Genomic DNA, 22100 nt, shown 5'->3' on the forward strand with positions numbered 1-22100 from the left:
AAACCGCACGTCAACGTTGGCACCATTGGTCACGTTGACCATGGCAAGACCACTCTGACTGCTGCTCTGACCCGCGTGTGCTCCGAAGTATTCGGTTCCGCCAAGGTTGACTTCGACAAGATCGACAGCGCCCCGGAAGAGAAGGCTCGCGGTATCACCATCAACACTGCTCACGTAGAGTATGACTCCGAGACTCGTCACTACGCGCACGTTGACTGCCCGGGTCACGCTGACTATGTGAAGAACATGATCACCGGTGCTGCCCAGATGGACGGTGCGATCCTGGTTTGCTCGGCTGCCGACGGCCCCATGCCGCAGACTCGTGAGCACATCCTGCTGTCCCGTCAGGTAGGCGTTCCGTACATTGTCGTGTTCCTGAACAAGGCCGACATGGTGGATGACGCTGAGTTGTTGGAGCTGGTCGAGATGGAAGTTCGCGACCTGCTGTCCACCTATGATTTCCCGGGTGATGACACTCCGATCGTGATCGGTTCCGCGCTGATGGCTCTGAACGGTCAGGACGACAACGAAATGGGTACCACTGCCGTGAAGAAGCTGGTCGAGACTCTCGACAGCTACATTCCGGAGCCGGTGCGTGCCATTGATAAGCCGTTCCTGATGCCGATCGAAGACGTGTTCTCGATCTCCGGTCGTGGCACCGTGGTAACCGGTCGTGTTGAGCGTGGCATTGTCAAAATCCAGGAAGAGATCGAAGTGGTTGGCCTGCGTCCGACCCTGAAGACCACCTGTACTGGTGTTGAAATGTTCCGCAAGCTGCTCGACGAAGGTCGTGCGGGTGAGAACTGTGGCGTACTGCTGCGCGGTACCAAGCGTGATGAAGTTGAGCGTGGTCAGGTTCTGGCCAAGCCGGGCACCATCAAGCCGCACACCAAGTTCGAAGCAGAAGTGTACGTGCTGTCCAAGGAAGAAGGTGGTCGTCACACCCCGTTCTTCAAGGGCTACCGTCCGCAGTTCTACTTCCGTACCACTGACGTAACCGGTTCGTGCGAACTGCCGGAAGGTGTTGAGATGGTAATGCCGGGCGACAATATCAAAATGGTTGTCACCCTGATCAAGCCGATCGCCATGGAAGACGGCCTGCGCTTCGCTATTCGCGAAGGTGGTCGTACCGTTGGTGCCGGCGTGGTTGCCAAAGTCATCGAGTAATCGATTGGCGTTTGAAAAGGGCTCCTTCGGGAGCCCTTTTCTTTTGTTGATCATTTATTGACACCCCTGGGGGGCATCCGTACAATCACGCCTCCTTTTATCGGGCGTATTCCGCCCGGTGGGGATGGCAACTTGGAGTCTGAGGTCAAAATGCAAAACCAACAAATCCGTATTCGGTTGAAGGCTTTTGACCATCGCCTGATCGATCAATCTACCCAGGAAATCGTGGAAACCGCGAAACGTACTGGTGCTCAGGTGCGTGGTCCGATTCCTCTGCCTACCCGCAAGGAGCGGTACACTGTACTGATCTCCCCGCACGTCAATAAAGACGCGCGTGATCAGTATGAAATTCGTACCCATAAGCGCGTTCTGGACATCGTCCAGCCGACGGATAAAACCGTTGATGCGCTGATGAAGCTCGATCTTGCGGCTGGCGTGGAAGTGCAGATCAGCCTCGGCTAACGAACTGCAAGTTTGTTAGTCGTGTAACGCTCTGAAATGGGCGGCCATAGCGGGTGAAAGCCCCGTACACTCATGAGGTTCTAACATGACTATTGGTGTAGTCGGTCGTAAGTGCGGCATGACCCGCATTTTCACCGAAGAAGGTGTCTCCATTCCGGTTACGGTCATTGAGATCGAGCCGAATCGCGTGACCCAGTTCAAAACTGAAGAAACCGATGGCTACCGCGCAGTGCAGGTCACTGTGGGTGAGCGTCGTGCTTCCCGTGTGACCAAGGCGCAAGCCGGTCACTTTGCCAAGGCCAGCGTTGCTGCCGGTCGCGGTGTCTGGGAATTCCGTCTTGAAGAAGGCGAGTACCAGGCTGGCGATCAAATTACTGCCGAGCTTTTCCAGGCGGGTCAGCTGGTGGATGTCACCGGTCAGTCCAAGGGTAAGGGTTTCGCCGGTACCATCAAGCGCTGGAACTTCCGTGGTCAGGACAATACTCACGGTAACTCGGTTTCGCACCGTGTTCCGGGCTCTATCGGCCAGTGCCAGACTCCTGGTCGAGTATTCAAGGGCAAGAAAATGTCCGGTCACCTGGGTGCTGAGCGCGTAACCGTGCAGTCCCTGGAAGTTGTCCGTGTCGATGCTGAGCGCAATCTGCTGCTGGTCAAGGGTGCCGTTCCGGGCTCTACCGGTGGTGATGTGCTGGTGCGTCCGGCAGCCAAGGCTCGCGGTTAAGAGGGGAAGCTGAGATGCAATTGAATGTAAATGGCGCTCAGGCTATCGAAGTCTCCGAGCGTACTTTTGGTGGTGAGTTCAACGAGACCCTGGTTCACCAGGCCGTTGTCGCCTACATGGCCGGTGGCCGTCAGGGTACTCGCGCTCAGAAGACCCGTTCCGAAGTGTCCGGTGGCGGCAAGAAGCCCTGGCGTCAAAAGGGTACCGGTCGTGCTCGTGCGGGCACTATCCGTAGCCCCATCTGGCGTTCCGGTGGTACCACGTTCGCTGCCAAGCCGCAGGATCACTCGCAGAAGCTCAACAAGAAGATGTATCGCGCTGCCATGCGCTCCATCCTCGCTGAGCTGGTCCGTCAGGATCGCCTGGTCGTGGTTGATGATTTCGCCGTAGCTGCGCCGAAGACCAAAGAGCTGGCTGCCAAGCTGGCTGGCCTGGGTCTGAACGATGTGTTGATCGTGTCGGAGTCGGTTGACCAGAACCTGTACCTGGCTGCTCGCAACCTGCCGCATGTCGATGTGCGTGATGTGCAGGGTTCCGACCCGGTAAGCCTGATCGCCTACGACAAGGTGCTGATCACCGTGTCTGCCGTGAAGAAGTTCGAGGAGCTGCTGGCATGAACCAGGAACGCGTTTTTAAAGTGCTGCTTGGTCCGCACATCTCCGAGAAGGCTACCGTCCTTGCTGACGGCAAGAGCCAGTTCGTTTTCAAGGTTGCCACTGATGCAACCAAGCTGGAAATCAAGAAGGCCGTAGAAAGCCTGTTCGGCGTGAAAGTTGCCGGCGTCTGCACCTTGAATGTCAAGGGTAAGACCAAGCGCACTGCTCGCGGCCTGGGCAAGCGTAACGACTGGAAAAAGGCGTACATCGCCCTCCAGCCGGGCCAAGATCTCGATTTCGCCAGCAGCGCTGAGTAAAGGGGTGCATCATGGCAATCGTTAAATGCAAACCGACATCCGCTGGCCGCCGTTTCGTGGTCAAGGTTGTCAACCAGGATCTGCACAAAGGTGCCCCGTACGCTCCGCTGGTCGAGAAGAAGTCGAAGAGCGGTGGTCGTAACAACAACGGTCGCATCACCACCCGCCACATTGGTGGTGGTCACAAGCAGCACTATCGTCTGGTCGACTTCCGTCGCAACGACAAGGACGGCATTCCTGCCGTTGTCGAGCGTATCGAATACGATCCGAACCGTACTGCACACATTGCGCTGCTCAAGTATGCCGACGGCGAGCGTCGCTACATCATCGCGCCGAAAGGCGTGGTAGCGGGTGATCAGCTGGTAGCCGGCGCCCACGCGCCGATCAAGCCGGGCAACAGCCTGCCGCTGCGTAACATTCCGGTTGGTAGCACGGTGCATGGCATCGAGCTTAAGCCGGGTAAGGGTGCTCAAATCGCGCGTTCCGCAGGTGCCTCCGTGCAGCTGGTCGCTCGCGAAGGTGCCTACGTTACCCTGCGTCTGCGTTCCGGTGAAATGCGCAAGGTGCTCTCCGAGTGCCGTGCAACCTTGGGCGAAGTCTCCAACTCGGAGCACAGCCTGCGTTCCCTGGGCAAGGCCGGTGCCAAGCGCTGGCGCGGTGTTCGTCCGACCGTTCGTGGTGTTGCCATGAACCCGGTTGATCACCCGCACGGTGGTGGTGAGGGTCGTACTTCTGGTGGTCGTCACCCGGTTTCGCCGTGGGGCTTCCCGACCAAGGGTGCGAAGACTCGCTCCAACAAGCGCACCGACAACATGATCGTTCGTCGCCGCAAGTAATTAGAGGGATACGACAGTGCCGCGTTCTCTGAAAAAAGGTCCTTTTATCGATCTTCACCTACTGAAGAAGGTCGAGGTTGCGGTGGAAAAGAGCGATCGCAAGCCGGTGAAAACCTGGTCGCGCCGTTCGATCATTCTGCCGCAGATGGTCGGTCTGACCATTGCTGTGCATAACGGCCGTCAACATGTCCCGGTTCTGGTGAACGAAGACATGGTCGGTCATAAACTCGGCGAGTTTGCTGCCACCCGCACCTATCGCGGTCACGTAGCAGACAAGAAAGCCAAGCGTTAAGGGGTAAGGAACGATGGAAGTAGCCGCTAAGCTGTCTGGCGCTCGCATTTCCGCCCAGAAAGCCCGCTTGGTCGCCGACCAGATCCGCGGGAAGAAGGTGGGCGATGCGCTCAACCTCCTGGCTTTCAGCAGCAAGAAAGCCGCCGAGATCATGAAGAAAGTGCTGGAGTCGGCCGTTGCCAACGCCGAGCACAACGAAGGTGCGGATGTAGACGATCTGAAAGTCTCCACCGTCTTCGTCAACGAAGGGCGTTCGCTGAAGCGCATCATGCCGCGTGCCAAAGGCCGTGCTGATCGCATCGTCAAGCGGTCTTGCCATATCACTGTCAAGGTTGCGGACAAGTAACGGAGTCGATCAGATGGGTCAGAAAGTACATCCCACTGGCATTCGCCTGGGTATCGTCAAGGAGCACACCTCCATTTGGTATGCAGACAAGCGTCAATACGCTGATTATCTGTTTGCCGATCTCAAGGTTCGAGAGTATCTCCAAGACAAACTAAAAAGCGCGTCCGTAAGCCGTATCGACATTGCTCGCCCGGCGCAAACCGCACGCATCACCATCCACACCGCTCGTCCCGGCATTGTGATCGGCAAGAAAGGTGAAGATGTTGAGAAGCTGCGTCAGGACCTGACCAAGCAGATGGGTGTGCCGGTGCACATCAACATCGAAGAAATTCGCCGTCCTGAACTGGACGCCATGCTGGTTGCGCAAAGCGTAGCTCAGCAGCTTGAGCGTCGTGTGATGTTCCGTCGCGCCATGAAGCGCGCTGTACAGAACGCCATGCGGATTGGTGCCAAAGGCATCAAGATCCAGGTGAGCGGTCGTTTGGGTGGTGCTGAAATCGCACGTACCGAGTGGTATCGCGAAGGTCGTGTGCCGCTGCACACCCTGCGTGCCGATATCGACTACGCAACCTACGAAGCGCACACCACTTACGGTGTGATCGGTGTCAAGGTTTGGATCTTCAAGGGTGAGGTCATTGGTGGCCGCCAAGAAGAACTCAAGCCGGTCGCACCTGCGCCTCGCAAAAAAGCTGCTAAGTAAGGAGTACGCACATGTTGCAACCTAAGCGTACGAAGTTCCGCAAGCAAATGACTGGCCACAACCGTGGCCTGGCACATCGCGGAAGCAAGGTCAGCTTCGGTGAGTTCGCCCTCAAGGCAACTGGCCGTGGCCGCCTGACTGCTCGTCAGATCGAGGCCGCTCGTCGTGCTCTCACCCGTCACGTAAAACGCGGCGGCAAGATCTGGATTCGCGTGTTCCCTGACAAGCCGGTTACCAAAAAGCCCCTGGAAGTACGTATGGGTAAAGGTAAGGGTGGCGTCGAGTACTGGGTAGCCCAGATTCAACCGGGCAAGGTCCTGTATGAGATTGAAGGTGTTTCTGAGGTGCTGGCGCGTGAGGCTTTTGCTCTCGCTGCAGCCAAGCTGCCGATCGAGACCACCTTTGTTAAGCGGACGGTGATGTGATGAAAGCGACCGAACTTCGTGAGAAAACCGCGCAACAGCTGAACGAGCAACTGCTCGGCCTGCTGCGCGACCAGTTCAATCTGCGTATGCAGAAAGCAACTGGTCAGCTGGGGCAGTCCCACCTGCTCAAGCAAGTGAAGCGCGACATCGCTCGCGTCAAGACTGTGCTCAACCAGCAGGCAGGTAAGTGATCATGGCTGAAGCCCAGAAGACAGTCCGTACGCTGACCGGCCGTGTTGTCAGCGACAAGATGGACAAAACCATTACCGTAATGATCGAGCGTCGCGTTAAGCACCCGATCTACGGCAAGTACGTGAAGCGTTCGACCAAACTGCACGCCCACGACGAAAGCAATCAGTGCCGCATTGGTGACCTGGTCACCATTAGCGAAACCCGTCCGCTGGCTAAAACCAAGGCTTGGGCCCTGGTAGAAGTCATCGAGCGCGCTGTTGACGTTTGAGGTGAGGAACCATGATTCAGACTCAATCCATGCTCGATGTGGCCGATAACAGCGGTGCACGCCGTGTCATGTGCATCAAGGTGCTGGGTGGTTCGCATCGCCGCTACGCCGGCATTGGCGACATCATCAAGGTCACCGTCAAGGAAGCGATTCCGCGCGGCAAGGTCAAGAAAGGCCAGGTAATGACCGCTGTAGTAGTGCGTACCAAGCACGGTGTTCGCCGTCCTGACGGCTCGATCATCCGTTTTGACGGTAATGCTGCTGTTCTGCTGAACAACAAGCAGGAGCCCATTGGTACTCGTATCTTCGGCCCGGTGACCCGTGAACTTCGTTCTGAAAAGTTCATGAAGATCGTGTCGCTCGCACCCGAAGTGCTCTAAGGAGAAGCCGTCATGCAAAAGATTCGTCGTGATGACGAGATCATCGTGATCGCCGGCAAAGACAAGGGCAAGCGTGGCAAGGTGCTTAAGGTGCTGGCTGACGACCGTCTGGTCGTTGGCGGCATCAACATGATCAAGCGCCATACCAAGCCGAACCCGATGTCGGGCGTTCAGGGCGGTATCGTCGAGAAGGAGGCGCCGCTGCATGCCTCTAACGTGGCCATTTTCAATGCTGAAACCAACAAGGCTGATCGCGTTGGTTTCAAAGTGGAAGATGGCAAAAAAATTCGTGTCTTCAAGTCGACCCAAAAGCCGGTTGATGCTTGAGCACTGCTAGGTAGAACACCATGGCACGACTAAAAGAGATTTACCGGAACACCATCGCTCCGAAGCTGAAGGAAGACCTGAAGCTGAGCAACGTGATGGAAATTCCGCGCGTTACCAAAATCACCCTGAACATGGGTCTGGGCGAAGCGATCGGTGACAAGAAAGTCATCGAGCACGCAGTGGCTGACCTTGAGAAGATCACTGGTCAGAAGCCGGTCGTCACCTTTGCTCGCAAGTCGATTGCAGGCTTCAAGGTGCGTGAAGGCTGGCCGATCGGTGTCAAGGTCACCCTGCGTGGCGACCGTATGTACGAATTCCTGGATCGTCTGGTTTCGATCTCCCTGCCGCGCGTGCGTGACTTCCGCGGCCTGAATGCCAAGTCCTTCGATGGTCGTGGCAACTACAGCATGGGTGTCAAAGAGCAGATCATCTTCCCGGAAATCGATTACGACAAGATCGATGCTCTGCGTGGCCTGGATATCACCCTGACCACCACTGCCCGTAACGATGATGAGGGTCGCGCGCTGCTGCGTGCCTTCAACTTCCCGTTCCGTAACTGAGGACCAGGATATGGCCAAGCAAAGCATGAAGAACCGCGAGCTGAAGCGTCAGCTCACGGTAGCCAAGTACGCTAAAAAGCGTGCCGAGCTGAAAGCGATCATCGCCAATCCGAACACCTCGGCTGAACAGCGCTGGGAAGCTCAGGTTGCCCTGCAGAAGCAGCCGCGTGATGCTTCGGCATCCCGTCTGCGCAACCGTTGCCGCATCACGGGTCGTCCGCACGGTGTTTACCGTAAGTTCGGTCTGAGCCGTAACAAGCTGCGTGAAGCTGCCATGCGTGGTGATGTACCGGGTCTGGTCAAGGCCAGCTGGTAATCGCTTTTCGCCCTGCGCTTTTGGTGGGGTGTTGCGTTTCAATGAATCAAGCCCCTTATGGGGCTTGATTCATTTTTGATCGGTCACTAGAATGACCGGCTCTTCCGAGTCTGCGTTTTGCGATCCGGGGATCGTGGCTGCAAAGCCTTTTTTTGTATTTAGGAGCAACTAGCCCATGAGTATGCAGGACCCGTTAGCGGACATGCTAACTCGTATCCGTAATGCCCAGATGGCTGAAAAGTCCGTCGTAAGCATGCCGTCTTCCAAGTTGAAGGTGGCTGTTGCCAATGTTCTGCTGAACGAAGGCTACATTTCGGGTTTTCAGGTCAACAGCGACACCAAGGCGCTGCTGTCCATCGAGCTGAAGTATTTCGAAGGCCGTCCGGTCATTGAAGAGCTCAAGCGTGTGAGTCGTCCTGGCCTGCGCCAGTACAAGTCTGTTGATCAGCTGCCGAAAGTACGTGGCGGCCTGGGTGTTTCGATCGTTTCCACCAACAAGGGTGTGATGACTGATCGTGCGGCCCGTGCTGCTGGTGTTGGTGGCGAAGTGCTCTGCACTGTGTTCTAAGGGGAATAGGCATGTCTCGCGTTGCTAAAAACCCTGTCAAGCTGCCCGCTGGCGTCGAAATCAAGATGGTCGGTCAGCAGCTGTCGGTGAAAGGCGCCAAGGGCGCTCTCGAGCTGAATGTTCATCCTTCCGTTGAAGTGCTGCAGGAAGATGGTGAGCTGCGTTTTGCTGCCCGTAATGGTGATCAGCAGAACAAGGCCATGGCCGGTACTACCCGTGCTCTGGTCAACAATATGGTCATCGGCGTCAGCCAGGGCTTCGAGCGTAAGCTGCAGCTGGTTGGTGTTGGTTACAAGGCGCAGGCCAAAGGCGAGGTGTTGAACCTTGCGCTGGGCTTCTCGCATCCGATCGACTATCAACTGCCGCAAGGTGTTACCGCTGAAACTCCGAGCCAGACCGATATCCTGATCAAGGGTATCGACAAGCAGCTGGTCGGTCAGGTGGCTGCCGAAATTCGCGACTTCCGTCCGCCGGAGCCTTACAAAGGCAAGGGTGTGCGTTACGCCGACGAAGTCGTCCGTCGTAAAGAAGCTAAGAAGAAGTAGGGCATAGCAAATGAGCGTAAAGAAAGAAACTCGTCTGCGTCGCGCTCGCAAGGCACGCCTGAAAATGCGCGAGCTGGAAGCCGTACGCCTCTGCGTGTACCGCTCTTCCCAGCATATCTACGCCCAGGTCGTTTCGGCCGACGGCGCCAAAGTATTGGTCAGCGCCTCTACTGTGGAAAAAGACCTGCGTAGCGGTGCCACTGGCAACGTTGAAGCGGCCAAGAAGGTCGGTCTGCTGGTTGCCGAGCGTGCAAAAGCCGCTGGCATCACCCAGGTTGCATTCGATCGTTCTGGCTTCAAGTACCACGGCCGTGTGAAAGCGCTGGCCGATGCTGCTCGTGAAGGCGGGCTGGAGTTCTAAGTTATGGCAAATAACGAGCAAAAGCGCGATCGCGGTAACCGTGACGATGCCCAGAGCGATGGCTACACCGAGAAGCTGGTGCAGGTTAATCGTGTTGCTAAGACCGTCAAGGGCGGCCGTATCTTCACTTTCACCGCGTTGACAGTGGTGGGTGATGGCAACGGTCGCGTTGGTTTCGGTCGTGGCAAGTCCCGCGAAGTTCCTGCTGCCATCCAGAAGGCGATGGAAGCTGCGCGTCGTAATATGATCCAGGTCGATCTGAACGGTACTACCCTGCAGTACCCGATCAAGTCTGCACATGGCGCCTCCAAGGTGTACATGCAGCCGGCTTCCGAGGGTACCGGTATCATTGCTGGCGGCGCTATGCGTGCCGTGCTGGAAGTGGCTGGTGTGCAGAACGTTCTGGCTAAGTGCTATGGCTCCACCAATCCGGTGAACGTGGTTTATGCAACCTTCGAAGGTCTGAAGGGTATGCAGTCTCCGTCATCCGTGGCTGCCAAGCGTGGTAAGAGTGTCGAGGAGATTCTCTAATCATGGCTAACACCGTCAAAGTGACGCTGATCAAAAGCGTCAACGGCCGTCTGGCCAATCACAAAGCCTGCGTCAAAGGCCTCGGCCTGCGTCGTATCGGTCATACCGTTGAGGTTCAGGATACTCCTGAAAATCGCGGCATGATCAACAAGGCTTACTACCTGCTGCGTGTGGAGGGTTAAGCCATGCAACTGAACGATCTGCGTTCTGCGCCGGGTGCCCGTCGCGAGAAGCTGCGTCCGGGTCGTGGTATCGGTAGCGGCCTGGGTAAAACCGGTGGTCGCGGTCACAAGGGCCAGACTTCTCGCTCCGGTGGCACCATTGCTCCCGGCTTCGAGGGCGGTCAGCAGCCTCTGCACCGTCGTCTGCCGAAGTTCGGTTTCGTCTCGCTGAAAGCCATGGATCGCGCTGAAGTGCGCACGTCCGAACTGGCTAAAGTGCAGGGCGACATCGTGACTCTGCAGGCGCTGAAAGATGCCAACGTCATCAATCACAACGTACAGCGCGTAAAAGTTATGCTGTCCGGTGCGGTTGCTCGTGCGCTGACTCTGCAAGGTATCGCTGTCACCAAAGGTGCCCGCGAAGCCATCATCGCTGCTGGCGGTAAAGTCGAGGACTAAATGGCTAAGCAAGGTGCTCTCTCTTCGTTGAGCGGTGGTGGGCTGTCTGAGCTCTGGGGTCGTCTGCGTTTCCTGTTCCTGGCGATTATCGTCTATCGAATAGGTGCGCATATCCCTGTGCCTGGCATCAACCCGGATCGTCTCGCGGAACTGTTCCGACAGAATGAGGGGACCATTCTTAGCCTGTTCAACATGTTTTCCGGTGGTGCGCTGGAGCGCATGAGCATCTTTGCGCTGGGGATCATGCCGTACATTTCGGCGTCGATCATCATGCAGCTCATGACGGCTGTTAGTCCGCAGCTGGAGCAGTTGAAGAAGGAAGGTGAAGCTGGCCGTCGCAAGATCAGCCAGTACACTCGCTACGGCACGCTCGTCCTGGCGTTCATTCAGGCTATCGGCATGTCCGTTGGTCTGGCGAGCCAGGGCGTGGCGTTCGCCACTGATTTCGGCTTCCACTTCGTGGCCGTCACCACCTTTGTTTCGGGTGCGATGTTCATGATGTGGCTGGGTGAGCAGATGACTGAGCGCGGTATCGGCAATGGCATTTCGATGCTGATCTTTGCGGGTATCGTGGCGGGTCTTCCGTCGGCAATCGGGCAGTCTTTCGAGTCTGCTCGCCAGGGCGATATCAACATTTTCGCTCTCATTGCCATCGGTCTGCTTGCTGTGGCGATCATCGGTTTTGTGGTGTTCATAGAGCGTGGTCAGCGTCGCATTGCGGTGCACTACGCGAAGCGTCAGCAGGGCCGCAAGGTTTTTGCTGCGCAGACCAGTCACTTGCCGTTGAAAGTCAATATGGCTGGTGTCATCCCGGCGATTTTCGCCAGCAGTATTCTGCTGTTCCCGGCTTCGCTGGGTTCGTGGTTTGGTCAGTCCGAGGGTTTGGGCTGGTTGCAGGATATTTCCCAGGCAATTGCTCCGGGGCAGCCATTGAACATTCTGCTGTTTAGTGCAGGGATCATCTTCTTCTGCTTCTTCTATACAGCGTTGATGTTCAACCCGAAAGACGTAGCGGAAAACCTGAAGAAGTCCGGTGCCTTTATTCCGGGTATCCGTCCCGGTGAGCAGTCGGCGCGCTATATCGATGGCGTTCTGACCCGCTTGACCATGTTCGGTGCTCTGTACATGACGGCTGTTTGTCTGCTTCCCCAGTTCCTGGTGGTGTCGGCAAATGTACCGTTTTACCTTGGCGGGACCTCGTTGCTGATCGTGGTCGTGGTTGTGATGGACTTTATGGCCCAAGTACAATCGCACCTCGTTTCGCACCAGTACGATTCCCTGATGAAGAAAGCCAACCTGAAGGGCTACGGCAGCGGCATGCTCCGCTGACCTGGTGCCGTAAGGTTCGAGGAGTTACTGATGAAAGTTCGTGCATCGGTCAAGAAGATGTGCCGTAACTGCAAGATTATCCGTCGCGAAGGTGTCGTGCGGGTGATCTGCAGCGCGGAGCCGCGTCACAAGCAGCGCCAAGGCTGAGTGTGAGTCACGCGTAATGAACCCGGCAGCTAGTGCGCTGCCGGGTTGATTCTTTGTTATTACAGCGCTAATATCGCGCGCCCTATTTCTTGGCTTCCAGGGCGTGGGTAGCTGTCAATTGGAGTTTCACTGAATGGCCCGTATTGCAGGCGTCAACATTCCGGATAACAAGCACACTGTTATCTCGCTGACCTATATCTACGGTGTTGGTCGCACCACTGCACAGAAAATTTGTGCAGCCACCGGCGTCAATCCGGCGGCAAAGATCAAGGATCTGACTGACGAGCAGATCGAACAGCTGCGTGGCGAAGTTGCCAAGCTCACTACTGAAGGTGATCTGCGCCGCGAGCTGAACATGAACATCAAGCGTCTGATGGACCTGGGCTGCTATCGCGGTCTGCGTCACCGTCGTGGCTTGCCGGTTCGTGGTCAGCGTACCAAGACCAACGCCCGTACCCGTAAGGGTCCGCGCAAGCCGATCCGCAAGTAATTGCGCCCGCGAATCGACAGGAATTAAGTCATGGCTAAGCCAGCTGCTCGTACTCGTAAAAAAGTCAAAAAGACAGTGGTGGATGGGATCGCCCATATCCACGCTTCTTTCAACAATACCATCGTGACCATCACTGACCGTCAGGGTAACGCCCTGTCCTGGGCTACCTCGGGTGGTTCGGGTTTCCGTGGTTCCCGTAAGAGCACTCCGTTCGCTGCTCAGGTGGCTGCTGAGCGCGCCGGTCAGGCAGCTCTGGAATACGGTCTGAAGAACCTCGACGTAAACGTCAAGGGCCCGGGCCCTGGTCGCGAATCCGCTGTGCGTGCTCTTAACGCTTGCGGCTACAAAATCGCCAGCATCACCGACGTGACGCCTATCCCGCACAACGGGTGCCGTCCGCCGAAGAAGCGTCGCGTGTAATAGGAGACAGTGAAGAATGGCTCGTTACATTGGTCCCAAGTGCAAACTGTCTCGTCGTGAAGGCACCGATCTCTTCCTGAAGAGTGGTGCTCGCGCGCTTGAATCTAAGTGCAACATCGAATCCGTTCCCGGTCAGCATGGTGCCCGTCGCGGCCGTCTGTCCGACTACGGTCTGCAGCTGCGTGAGAAGCAGAAAGTTCGTCGTATCTACGGCGTGCTGGAGCGTCAGTTCAGCAGCTACTACAAAGAAGCTGCCCGTCGTAAGGGCGCTACCGGCGAAAACCTGCTGCAGCTGCTCGAGTGCCGCCTGGATAACGTGGTCTATCGCATGGGCTTCGGCTCCACGCGTGCCGAGTCCCGCCAGCTGGTTTCGCACAAGAGCATTACTGTTAACGGTCAAACCGTAAACATCCCGTCTTACCAGGTTAAAGCTGGTGATGTCGTGGCTATTCGCGAAAAGGCCAAGAACCAGCTGCGCATTGCGCAGGCTCTTGAGCTGTGCGCCCAGCGCGGTCGCGTTGAGTGGGTCGAAGTAGACGCAGAGAAGAAGTCCGGCGTGTTCAAGAGCGTTCCGGCACGTACTGATCTGTCCGCCGACATCAACGAAAACCTGATTGTCGAGCTCTACTCCAAGTAAGGGCTAGAAAATAGGTGCATCCATGCAGAGTTCGGTAAATGAGTTTCTGACCCCCCGTCACATTGATGTGCAGGTGGTCAGCCCGACCCGCGCCAAGATCACGCTCGAGCCTCTCGAGCGTGGCTTCGGCCATACCCTGGGCAACGCGCTGCGTCGCATCCTGTTGTCCTCCATGCCTGGCTGTGCAGTAGTCGAGGCCGAAATCGACGGCGTACTCCATGAGTACAGTGCCATCGAAGGTGTTCAGGAAGACGTCATTGAAATCCTGCTCAACCTGAAAGGTCTGGCTATCAAGCTGCACGGCCGTGATGAAGTTACGCTGAACCTTTCCAAGAAAGGTGCTGGCGTGGTCACTGCCGCCGATATTCAGCTGGATCACGATGTCGAAATCGTCAATGGCGATCACGTAATCGCGCATCTGGCGGACAACGGTGCTCTGAACATGAAGCTCAAGGTGGCTCGTGGTCGCGGCTATGAGCCGGCTGACGCGCGCCAGAGCGATGAAGATGAAAGCCGCAGCATTGGTCGCTTGCAGCTGGACGCTTCCTTCAGCCCGGTCCGTCGTGTGGCTTACGTGGTGGAAAACGCCCGCGTCGAGCAACGCACCAACCTGGACAAGCTGGTCATTGATCTGGAGACCAACGGTACCCTGGATCCCGAAGAGGCGATTCGCCGTACTGCAACCATCCTGCAACAGCAGCTGGCTGCATTCGTCGACCTCAAGGGCGAGGCCGCACCTGCTCCGGAGCCGGAAGGCGACGAGATCGATCCGATCCTGTTGCGCCCGGTTGATGACCTGGAACTGACCGTTCGTTCGGCCAACTGCCTCAAGGCAGAAAACATTTACTACATCGGCGACCTGATTCAGCGCACCGAAGTAGAACTGTTGAAAACGCCGAACCTGGGCAAGAAGTCCCTGACTGAGATCAAGGATGTTCTGGCCTCTCGCGGTCTGTCCCTCGGTATGCGCCTCGACAACTGGCCGCCGGCAAGTCTGAAGAAAGACGATAAGGCGACTGCCTGATCGTCATCATCACCGAACGTGAGTTTGGTAAGGAATTGAACCATGCGTCATCGTAAAAGTGGCCGTCACCTCAGCCGCACCAGCGCTCACCGCAAGGCCATGTTCCAGAACATGGCGGTATCGCTGTTCGAGCACGAGCTGATCAAAACTACTCTGCCGAAAGCCAAGGAGCTGCGTCGCGTTGCCGAGCCGCTGATCACCCTGGCCAAGGTAGACAGCGTTGCTAACCGTCGTCTGGCTTTCGACCGTACTCGTTCGAAAGCCATCGTCGGCAAGCTGTTCAACGATCTGGGCAAGCGCTACGCCACCCGTCAGGGCGGTTACCTGCGTATTCTCAAGTGCGGTTTCCGCGCTGGTGACAACGCCCCGATGGCTTATGTTGAGCTGGTTGACCGCAAGGTCGGCGGTGAAGCAGTAAGCGCTGAATAAGGCTGTCTGTTGCGCAAAAAACCGAGCCTAGTGCTCGGTTTTTTGTTTTCTGCTGTTTGTTTCTCGCTTTGTCTTGGGGTTCCTGCATGAATTAAATATCGAACGCAGGCGTTCGATATTGTGTTCGTTTTTTTGCATCGGGTAAGGTCGCCAGCATGTCCGGCACTGACCGTACGGCTCCCAATAACAACAATGGCTTTAATCATGTCCGAACCCTCCGCGCTTTCTCTGATTCCTCCCGCTGTCGTGCTGCTCCTGGCGATTACCTTGCGTCGTCCGATCCTGGCACTGGTGTGTGGCGCTGCCAGTGGCTTGCTACTGCTCTCACCGCAAAACGCCTTGAGCGGGTTTGCCGAGATATCGCTCAAGGTCATGCAGGATGAGACCATTGGTTGGCTGATCCTGGTATGCGGGAGTTTTGGTGCGTTGATTGCGCTGCTGGTGCGTACAGGGGGCGCGCTGGCTTTCGGGCGCGCGGCGGTCAAGGTTGCGCGCGGGCGGCGCTCTTCCCTGTTGATGACGTTCGCGCTGGGCGTGGTCATTTTCGTCGATGACTACCTCAATGCGCTGACCGTGGGTGAAACCATGAAGCGGGTAACCGACCGCTTCAAGGTGTCACGGGAAATGCTCGCCTACGTGGTCGACTCTACGGCAGCACCGATTTGCGTACTGGTGCCCCTGTCGACATGGGCGGTGTTCTTCGGTGGTTTGCTGGAGAACAACGGTATAGCCGGCCAGGGCCAAGGTATCAGCGTGTACATGCAGGCCATCCCTTACATGCTGTACGCCTGGTTTGCCGTGTTGCTGGTGTTGTTGGTTGCTGCGGGGCTGTTTCCGGCCATAGGCCCAATGCGTAAGGCCGAATCGCTTGCGCGCCATGGTTCTGCCGGAGCCATGCATGTCGGAGAGTTGCAGCCTGAACACAACTTCGCCATGCGCTCGCTGGAGCAGGAGTTTGAGCAGTCCGATAAGGAAGGCGGCAAGCTCTATAACTTTCTGCTGCCGTTGCTCATGCTGGTGGGTTTTACCCTGTATTTCGATATCGATGTATGGATGGGTATGCTTGCCACCCTGCTGGTCACGGTACCTTTCTACATGGCGCAGCGGCTGATGCCGCTTAATGAAATGCTTGAGCAGATGGTCGATGGTTTCAAAACCATGCTGCCGGCTATCGGTATCTGCATCGCAGCCTTTATCTTCAAGGATGTGTGCGATCAGTTGCAGTTGCCGCAGTACGTCGTTAATAGCATGCGCCCGTACATGAGCCCGCAAATGCTGCCGGCCATGGTCTTTCTGACTATGGCGGTGCTGTCCTTTGCCACGGGGTCGTCCTGGGGCATCTTTGCCGTCACCATCCCCATCGTCATGCCGTTGGCCTATGCGCTGGATGCCAATATCCCGCTGGTGATTGGTGCACTGATGTCGGCATCCGCCTTCGGCAGCCAGGCCTGTTTTTACAGTGACTCTACGGTATTGGCCGCACAGGGGGCAGGTTGTGACTTGATCAGCCACGCGGTTACCCAACTACCCTATACCTTGCTGGCGGCCAGCTTGGCCTTCATCGGCTTCATTCTGGTGGCCTGAGATCCTGGATGCTTTTGCTTGACCGGTTGCCGTGGGCGGCGGAGCATGCGGTATTGTCGCCTGTAACTGAATCAAAGGAGTTCCTGCAATGAAAGGTCATGCCGAGGTGGTTGCCTACCTGAAAACCCTGCTCAAGGGTGAGCTGGCTGCACGCGATCAGTATTTCGTGCACTCCCGCTACTATCAGGATTGGGGGTTGAGCAAGCTGTTTGAGCGAATCAACCATGAAATGGAAGAGGAAACCCAGCACGCCGATGCGTTGTTGCAGCGGATCCTTTTTCTGGAGGGCGTTCCGGACATGACGCCGAACGCCTTTACCTTCGGCAAGGATGTCGAGGAGATGTTCCGCCTCGATTTGGCGGTGGAGTATGAAGTGCGTGCAGCCCTGGCCAAAGGCATCGCACTTTGCGAGCAGCATGGTGACTATGTCAGTCGCGATGTGTTGGCCGCGCAATTGAAGGACACCGAGGAAGACCATGCCTATTGGCTGGAAACGCAGCTCGGTCTGATTGCTCGGGTTGGCTTGCAGAACTACCTGCAAAGTCAGATGTAAGCTGTCGGTTACAGCGATGATCAAAAAGCCAGAGCGGAGAGAATCCGCTCTGGCTTTTTTATGGAGGCGACTGCCGTCTGTCTCTGCCTCAGGCCCGGTCTCTTTCCAGCAATGGCTTGAGGAAGCGCCCGGTATGCGACTGTGGCATGTTGGCGACTTCCTCCGGCGTGCCGCAGGCAATGATCTGCCCGCCACGTGAGCCGCCTTCGGGGCCGAGGTCGACCAGCCAGTCGGCTGTCTTGATGACGTCCAGATTGTGCTCGATGACCACTACCGTGTTGCCGTGGTCGCGCAGGCGGTGCAGGACATCGAGTAGCTGCTGGATATCGGCGAAGTGCAGGCCGGTGGTGGGCTCGTCGAGGATGTACAGGGTCTTGCCGGTATCGCGCTTGGACAGTTCGCGGGATAGCTTGACGCGTTGCGCCTCGCCGCCGGACAGGGTGGTCGCGCTCTGTCCCAGCTTGATGTAGGAAAGCCCTACGTCGATCAGCGTCTGCAGCTTGCGGGCGATCGCCGGCACTGCATCGAAAAACGTCCGGGCATCTTCGATGGTCATGTCGAGGATCTCGGTGATGTTCTTGCCCTTGTACTTCACTTCGAGGGTTTCACGGTTGTAGCGCTTGCCCTTGCACACGTCGCAGGGTACGTAGATGTCCGGCAGGAAGTGCATTTCTACCTTGATCACACCGTCACCCTGGCAGGCCTCGCAGCGTCCGCCCTTGACGTTGAAGCTGAAGCGTCCCGGGCCATAGCCGCGTGCACGCGACTCGGGTACCCCGGCGAATAGTTCGCGGATCGGTGTGAACAGCCCGGTGTAGGTTGCCGGGTTGGAGCGCGGGGTGCGACCGATCGGGCTCTGATCGATATCCACCACCTTGTCGAGGTGTTGCAGGCCGTCAAAGCTGTCGTAGGGCGCGACTTCCAGGCTGGTCGCGCCATTGAGGGCGGTGGCGGTGATTGGGAACAACGTGTTGTTGATCAGTGTCGACTTGCCCGATCCAGAGACCCCGGTGATGCAGGTGAGCAGGCCGACTGGTACTTCGAGGTTGACCTTCTGCAGATTGTTGCCGCGGGCGCCCTTGAGTTTGAGCAGGCGCTTGCGATCAATCGGCGTGCGTTGCTGCGGGTAACGGATTTTCTCGCGGCCAGACAGGTATTTGCCGGTCAGTGAGTCGGGATGATTCATGACCTGTTCAGGTGTGCCCTCAGCCACCACGCGGCCGCCATGCACGCCGGCGCCCGGGCCGATATCCACCACGTAGTCGGCCAGACGTATGGCGTCCTCGTCGTGCTCGACGACGATTACCGTGTTGCCGAGGTTGCGCAGGTGGGTGAGGGTGGCCAGCAGGCGCTCATTGTCGCGCTGGTGCAGGCCGATGGAGGGTTCGTCGAGGATGTACATCACGCCGACCAGGCCGGCACCAATCTGGCTGGCCAGGCGGATACGCTGGGCTTCGCCGCCGGACAGGGTGTCGGCGCTGCGGTCCAGGGTCAGATAGTCCAGGCCGACATTGACCAGGAACTGCAGGCGCTCGCGAATTTCCTTGAGGATTTTGGCGGCGATCTCGCCGCGTCGGCCGGGCATGCTGAGTTCAGCAAAATAGTTGCAGGCATCGCCGACCGGCAGGGCGGTCACCGCCGGCAGCGTTTTCTCGCCAACCCAGACATGTCGCGCTTCGCGACGCAGGCGTGTGCCGTGGCAGGCCGGGCAGGGCTGGGTGCTGAGGAAGCGTGCCAGCTCTTCGCGCACGCTGTTGGATTCGGTTTCCCGATAGCGGCGCTCCAAGTTGGGAATGATGCCTTCGAACGGGTGGGAGCGTTTGACGATATCGCCACGGTCGTTCAGGTACTTGAAGTCGATATTCTGGCTAGCGCTGCCGAACAGGATGACTTTCTGATGCGCAGCGGACAGCTCGTCGAAAGGCTCCTCCAGGCTGAAACCATAGTGTCCGGCCAGTGAGCCGAGCATCTGGAAGTAGTAAACGTTGCGTCGGTCCCAGCCGCGGATGGCGCCTTCAGCCAGGGTCAGTTCACCATTGACCAGGCGCTTGGCATCGAAAAACTGCTTTACACCCAGGCCGTCGCAGCTTGGGCAGGCGCCCGCCGGGTTGTTGAAGGAAAACAGCTTGGGTTCCAGTTCGCTGATCGAGTGGCCGCAGTGCGGGCAGGCAAAGCGTGCCGAGAAGATGATCTCGTCGCCGTCCTCGCCATCCATGGGTGCCAGCAAGGCAATGCCATCGGCCAGCTTGAGAGCGGTTTCGAAAGATTCGGCTAGACGCTGCTGCAGGTCGCTGCGTACCTTGAAGCGATCCACTACCACGTCGATGCTGTGCTTCTTCTGCTTGTCCAGCTTGGGCAGTTCGTCGAGTTCGTAGAGGCTGCCGTTGATCCGTGCGCGAACGAAACCCTGGGCGCGCAGCTCCTCGAAGAGCGCCAGATGTTCGCCTTTGCGCTCGCGTATCACCGGGGCCAGCAACATGCGCTTGCTGCCTTCGGGCAGAGCCAGCGCCTGGTCGACCATCTGGCTGACGGTTTGCGCCTCCAGCGGGACGTCATGCTCCGGGCAGCGTGGCGTGCCGGCGCGGGCATACAGCAGGCGCAGGTAGTCGTAGATCTCGGTGATGGTGCCGACGGTCGAACGCGGATTGTGCGAGGTGGATTTCTGCTCGATGGAAATGGCTGGCGACAGCCCCTCGATGGTATCGACATCGGGTTTTTCCATCATCGACAGGAACTGCCGGGCATAGGCCGACAACGATTCCACATAGCGGCGTTGGCCTTCGGCGTACAGCGTATCGAACGCCAGCGACGATTTGCCCGAGCCGGATAGCCCGGTGATGACGATCAGTTTGTCGCGCGGCAGGGTCAGGTCGATGTTCTTCAGGTTGTGGGTGCGCGCCCCACGAATCAGGATCTGGTCCACGGCGTGCCTCGAGGCAGTGCGTAAACGCCGCAGTATACGGGGCTGCCCGGGGCTGCGGCAAAGCGCGCGCCTGTGCCGGCGTGCCGGCTGCTGGTAGAATCGCCGGCTTGTTGAATTGGGGTGCAATCATGCAGGACAACAGCCACAGCGAGCGCATGAGCGCGGGAGAGCGCCGGGCAGCCGGCAGTCTGGCCCTGGTATTCGCCTTCCGCATGCTCGGCATGTTTATGGTGTTGCCGGTCCTGGCTACCTACGGCATGGAGCTGCACGATGCGACGCCTGCCTTGATCGGCTTGGCCATTGGCGCCTACGGACTGACCCAGGCCGTGTTGCAGATCCCTTTCGGCATGCTCTCCGATCGCTGGGGCCGCCTGCCGGTGATCTATGCCGGCTTGTTGGTGTTTGCCGCCGGCGCCGCGCTGGCCGCCACAGCCGACTCCATCTGGGGGGTGATCGCCGGGCGCGTGCTGCAGGGCGCCGGGGCGATTTCCGCGGCGGTAATGGCCCTGCTCTCTGACCTGACCCGCGAGCAGCACCGTACCAAGGCCATGGCGATGATCGGTATGAGTATTGGCCTGTCCTTCGCTGTGGCCATGGTGTTGGGCCCCTTGCTGACGCGAGCATTCGGCCTGTCCGGATTGTTCTGGAGCACTGCCGGGATGGCCTTACTGGGTATGCTGATCATCGCCTGGCTGGTGCCGCGTGCACCGCGTGCCTTGCAGCATCGTGAGTCGGCCGTGGCGCGGGGCTCGCTGTGGCCGGCGTTGCGTCATGGCGAATTGCTGCGCCTGGATATGGGGATATTCAGTCTGCACGCGTTGCTCATGGCCAGTTTCGTGGCTCTGCCGCTGGCGTTGGTGGAACAGGGAGGCTTGCCGCGCGACGAGCACTGGTGGGTCTACCTGGGGGCCTTGCTGGTCGGCTTTTTCGGCATGCTGCCGTTCATCATCTATGGCGAGAAGCGCCGGCAGATGAAGCGCGTGTTGTTGGCGGCGATCTGTCTGCTGTTGTTCTGCGAGGTGTATTTCCTGCTGTGGGGTAACAGTCTGTGGATGCTGGTGCTGGGCTTCGTGCTGTTCTTTACGGCTTTCAACCTGCTGGAGGCGTCGTTGCCCTCGCTGGTCAGTAAGGTGGCACCGGCTGCGGGCAAGGGCACCGCGATGGGCGTGTATGCCACCAGCCAGTTTCTCGGTGCGGCGCTGGGCGGTATCGCGGGTGGCTGGTTGTTCCAACAATACGGCGTGCAGGGGGTGTTTCTCGGCTGTGCGCTGATGGCGCTTCTATGGCTGGGCTTTGCTGTTACTATGCGCGAACCGCCTTATGTCACCAGCCTGCGCCTGCCCCTGAGTGCCGGGGCACTTGCCGATGCGGGGCTGGCCGAGCGTTTGCTGGCAGTGCCCGGGGTGGCGGATGCCGTGGTGGTGGCCGAAGAGGCTGCCCTGTATGTGAAAGTCGATACCCAACAATTGGACCGCACGTCCCTTGAGCGCCTGGTTGAGCAACCTGGCCCGGCGGCGTGCTGAAGCCTAGGAGAACGTTATGGCCCGTGGGGTTAACAAAGTCATTCTGCTCGGGAACGTCGGTGGCGATCCGGAAACCCGCTACCTGCCTAACGGCAACGCAGTAACCAACATTACCCTGGCGACCAGCGATAGCTGGACCGACAAGCAGAGCGGTCAGAAGCAGGAACGTACCGAATGGCACCGTGTGGTGTTCTTCGGCAAGCTGGCGGAAATCGCTGGCGAATATCTGCGCAAAGGTTCGCAAGTCTACGTCGAAGGGCGCCTGCAGACCCGCGAGTGGGAAAAGGATGGCGTCAAGCGCTATACCACCGAGATCGTGGTCGATATGAACGGGCAGATGCAGCTGCTCGGCGGTCGCGGCGGCAATGCCGGTGATGAAGCGCCTCGTGCCCCGCGTCCGGCGCGCGAAGCTCAGCCGGCTGCCGCACGTCCGGCTCCGCAGCCAGCGGCGCAACCCGCCGCCGACTACGACAGCTTTGACGATGACATTCCGTTCTGAGTTGGCTCCTTG

The 22100-nt window shown here is 58.1% G+C and carries 34 protein-coding genes; 33 read left to right on the plus strand and 1 reads right to left on the minus strand.

Going from position 1 to position 22100, the window contains the following annotated elements; translation table 11 throughout:
* The 31 genes from tuf to bfr form a co-directional block, all read left to right on the plus strand.
* On the plus strand, positions 1 to 1167 hold a 1167-nt coding region (gene tuf, locus CW360_RS16135), incomplete at its 5' end, for an elongation factor Tu (protein WP_101194402.1).
* A gap of 150 nt (positions 1168 to 1317) precedes the next feature.
* Positions 1318 to 1629, plus strand: a complete 312-nt coding sequence (gene rpsJ, locus CW360_RS16140; protein ID WP_003243886.1) for a 30S ribosomal protein S10 — start codon at positions 1318 to 1320, stop codon at positions 1627 to 1629.
* Between the two features lie 85 nt (positions 1630 to 1714).
* Positions 1715 to 2350, plus strand: coding sequence for a 50S ribosomal protein L3 (gene rplC, locus CW360_RS16145; protein ID WP_093985669.1), 636 nt, complete (start codon positions 1715 to 1717; stop codon positions 2348 to 2350).
* Positions 2351 to 2364: 14 nt separating this feature from the next.
* Positions 2365 to 2967: a 50S ribosomal protein L4 gene (gene rplD / locus CW360_RS16150; protein ID WP_093985668.1), complete on the plus strand. Its 603-nt coding sequence runs from the start codon at positions 2365 to 2367 to the stop codon at positions 2965 to 2967.
* A complete protein-coding gene (gene rplW / locus CW360_RS16155) occupies positions 2964 to 3263 on the plus strand; it encodes a 50S ribosomal protein L23 (protein ID WP_093985667.1) in 300 nt (99 codons plus the stop codon). The genes rplD and rplW overlap by 4 nt, the downstream gene beginning before the upstream one ends.
* An 11-nt stretch (positions 3264 to 3274) precedes the next feature.
* Positions 3275 to 4099: a 50S ribosomal protein L2 gene (gene rplB, locus CW360_RS16160; protein ID WP_093985666.1), complete on the plus strand. Its 825-nt coding sequence runs from the start codon at positions 3275 to 3277 to the stop codon at positions 4097 to 4099.
* A gap of 16 nt (positions 4100 to 4115) precedes the next feature.
* Positions 4116 to 4391, plus strand: coding sequence for a 30S ribosomal protein S19 (gene rpsS / locus CW360_RS16165; protein ID WP_093985665.1), 276 nt, complete (start codon positions 4116 to 4118; stop codon positions 4389 to 4391).
* A 13-nt stretch (positions 4392 to 4404) separates the two neighbouring features.
* Positions 4405 to 4737, plus strand: coding sequence for a 50S ribosomal protein L22 (rplV, locus tag CW360_RS16170; protein ID WP_003304070.1), 333 nt, complete (start codon positions 4405 to 4407; stop codon positions 4735 to 4737).
* Positions 4738 to 4750: 13 nt separating this feature from the next.
* Positions 4751 to 5437, plus strand: coding sequence for a 30S ribosomal protein S3 (rpsC, locus tag CW360_RS16175; protein ID WP_093985664.1), 687 nt, complete (start codon positions 4751 to 4753; stop codon positions 5435 to 5437).
* A gap of 11 nt (positions 5438 to 5448) precedes the next feature.
* Entirely contained in the window at positions 5449 to 5862 is a 414-nt protein-coding gene (gene rplP / locus CW360_RS16180; RefSeq protein WP_093985663.1) for a 50S ribosomal protein L16, read from the plus strand.
* A complete protein-coding gene (gene rpmC, locus CW360_RS16185; RefSeq protein ID WP_093985662.1) occupies positions 5862 to 6053 on the plus strand; it encodes a 50S ribosomal protein L29 in 192 nt (63 codons plus the stop codon). The genes rplP and rpmC overlap by 1 nt, the downstream gene beginning before the upstream one ends.
* 2 nt (positions 6054 to 6055) lie before the next feature.
* Positions 6056 to 6322 (plus strand): 30S ribosomal protein S17, encoded by a 267-nt coding sequence (gene rpsQ / locus CW360_RS16190; RefSeq protein WP_101194403.1) that lies wholly within the window; start codon positions 6056 to 6058, stop codon positions 6320 to 6322.
* Positions 6323 to 6333: 11 nt separating this feature from the next.
* Complete coding sequence (gene rplN / locus CW360_RS16195; protein WP_003448734.1) at positions 6334 to 6702, plus strand: 50S ribosomal protein L14; 369 nt, start codon at positions 6334 to 6336, stop codon at positions 6700 to 6702.
* A 12-nt stretch (positions 6703 to 6714) separates the two neighbouring features.
* The gene (rplX, locus tag CW360_RS16200; RefSeq protein ID WP_093985660.1) at positions 6715 to 7029 is read left to right on the plus strand and encodes a 50S ribosomal protein L24; all 315 of its coding nucleotides are present in this window, start codon (positions 6715 to 6717) and stop codon (positions 7027 to 7029) included.
* Between the two features lie 20 nt (positions 7030 to 7049).
* Positions 7050 to 7589 (plus strand): 50S ribosomal protein L5, encoded by a 540-nt coding sequence (gene rplE / locus CW360_RS16205; RefSeq protein WP_101194404.1) that lies wholly within the window; start codon positions 7050 to 7052, stop codon positions 7587 to 7589.
* Positions 7590 to 7599: 10 nt separating this feature from the next.
* Positions 7600 to 7905, plus strand: a complete 306-nt coding sequence (rpsN, locus tag CW360_RS16210; RefSeq protein ID WP_093985658.1) for a 30S ribosomal protein S14 — start codon at positions 7600 to 7602, stop codon at positions 7903 to 7905.
* A gap of 175 nt (positions 7906 to 8080) precedes the next feature.
* Complete coding sequence (rpsH, locus tag CW360_RS16215; protein WP_093985657.1) at positions 8081 to 8473, plus strand: 30S ribosomal protein S8; 393 nt, start codon at positions 8081 to 8083, stop codon at positions 8471 to 8473.
* 11 nt (positions 8474 to 8484) lie between these two features.
* Complete coding sequence (rplF, locus tag CW360_RS16220; protein WP_093985656.1) at positions 8485 to 9018, plus strand: 50S ribosomal protein L6; 534 nt, start codon at positions 8485 to 8487, stop codon at positions 9016 to 9018.
* A gap of 10 nt (positions 9019 to 9028) precedes the next feature.
* Positions 9029 to 9379, plus strand: a complete 351-nt coding sequence (gene rplR / locus CW360_RS16225) for a 50S ribosomal protein L18 (RefSeq protein WP_093985655.1) — start codon at positions 9029 to 9031, stop codon at positions 9377 to 9379.
* Between the two features lie 3 nt (positions 9380 to 9382).
* On the plus strand, positions 9383 to 9910 hold the full coding sequence (gene rpsE / locus CW360_RS16230; RefSeq protein WP_093985654.1) for a 30S ribosomal protein S5: 528 nt from the start codon (positions 9383 to 9385) through the stop codon (positions 9908 to 9910).
* Between the two features lie 2 nt (positions 9911 to 9912).
* Positions 9913 to 10092: a 50S ribosomal protein L30 gene (rpmD, locus tag CW360_RS16235; RefSeq protein WP_093985653.1), complete on the plus strand. Its 180-nt coding sequence runs from the start codon at positions 9913 to 9915 to the stop codon at positions 10090 to 10092.
* A gap of 3 nt (positions 10093 to 10095) precedes the next feature.
* Positions 10096 to 10530 carry a 50S ribosomal protein L15 gene (rplO, locus tag CW360_RS16240; protein ID WP_093985652.1) on the plus strand — a complete coding sequence of 145 codons (435 nt, stop codon included), beginning with the start codon at positions 10096 to 10098 and terminating at the stop codon, positions 10528 to 10530.
* The gene (secY, locus tag CW360_RS16245; protein WP_093985651.1) at positions 10531 to 11859 is read left to right on the plus strand and encodes a preprotein translocase subunit SecY; all 1329 of its coding nucleotides are present in this window, start codon (positions 10531 to 10533) and stop codon (positions 11857 to 11859) included.
* A gap of 30 nt (positions 11860 to 11889) precedes the next feature.
* Entirely contained in the window at positions 11890 to 12006 is a 117-nt protein-coding gene (gene rpmJ / locus CW360_RS16250; RefSeq protein ID WP_093985650.1) for a 50S ribosomal protein L36, read from the plus strand.
* Between the two features lie 133 nt (positions 12007 to 12139).
* A complete protein-coding gene (gene rpsM, locus CW360_RS16255) occupies positions 12140 to 12496 on the plus strand; it encodes a 30S ribosomal protein S13 (RefSeq protein WP_093985649.1) in 357 nt (118 codons plus the stop codon).
* Positions 12497 to 12526: 30 nt separating this feature from the next.
* The gene (rpsK, locus tag CW360_RS16260; protein ID WP_021702690.1) at positions 12527 to 12916 is read left to right on the plus strand and encodes a 30S ribosomal protein S11; all 390 of its coding nucleotides are present in this window, start codon (positions 12527 to 12529) and stop codon (positions 12914 to 12916) included.
* A gap of 16 nt (positions 12917 to 12932) precedes the next feature.
* Positions 12933 to 13553: a 30S ribosomal protein S4 gene (gene rpsD, locus CW360_RS16265; protein WP_093985648.1), complete on the plus strand. Its 621-nt coding sequence runs from the start codon at positions 12933 to 12935 to the stop codon at positions 13551 to 13553.
* Positions 13554 to 13575: 22 nt separating this feature from the next.
* On the plus strand, positions 13576 to 14577 hold the full coding sequence (locus CW360_RS16270) for a DNA-directed RNA polymerase subunit alpha (RefSeq protein ID WP_093985647.1): 1002 nt from the start codon (positions 13576 to 13578) through the stop codon (positions 14575 to 14577).
* A gap of 42 nt (positions 14578 to 14619) precedes the next feature.
* Positions 14620 to 15006, plus strand: a complete 387-nt coding sequence (gene rplQ, locus CW360_RS16275) for a 50S ribosomal protein L17 (protein WP_093985646.1) — start codon at positions 14620 to 14622, stop codon at positions 15004 to 15006.
* A 204-nt stretch (positions 15007 to 15210) separates the two neighbouring features.
* Entirely contained in the window at positions 15211 to 16590 is a 1380-nt protein-coding gene (locus CW360_RS16280) for a Na+/H+ antiporter NhaC family protein (protein WP_101194405.1), read from the plus strand.
* Positions 16591 to 16678: 88 nt separating this feature from the next.
* A complete protein-coding gene (gene bfr / locus CW360_RS16285) occupies positions 16679 to 17143 on the plus strand; it encodes a bacterioferritin (protein ID WP_093985644.1) in 465 nt (154 codons plus the stop codon).
* Between the two features lie 88 nt (positions 17144 to 17231).
* Here bfr and uvrA read toward each other — a convergent pair whose 3' ends face one another.
* Positions 17232 to 20066: an excinuclease ABC subunit UvrA gene (gene uvrA / locus CW360_RS16290; RefSeq protein WP_101194406.1), complete on the minus strand. Its 2835-nt coding sequence runs from the start codon at positions 20064 to 20066 to the stop codon at positions 17232 to 17234.
* A 128-nt stretch (positions 20067 to 20194) separates the two neighbouring features.
* Here uvrA and CW360_RS16295 point away from each other — a divergent pair, with 128 nt between their 5' ends.
* Positions 20195 to 21589: an MFS transporter gene (locus tag CW360_RS16295; protein ID WP_093985642.1), complete on the plus strand. Its 1395-nt coding sequence runs from the start codon at positions 20195 to 20197 to the stop codon at positions 21587 to 21589.
* Between the two features lie 16 nt (positions 21590 to 21605).
* Complete coding sequence (locus CW360_RS16300) at positions 21606 to 22088, plus strand: single-stranded DNA-binding protein (protein WP_093985641.1); 483 nt, start codon at positions 21606 to 21608, stop codon at positions 22086 to 22088.
* The last annotated feature ends 12 nt before the right edge of the window (positions 22089 to 22100 follow it).

It is taken from the genome of Pseudomonas fluvialis (genome assembly GCF_002835605.1).
Taxonomy (GTDB): Bacteria; Pseudomonadota; Gammaproteobacteria; order Pseudomonadales; family Pseudomonadaceae; genus Aquipseudomonas; species Aquipseudomonas fluvialis.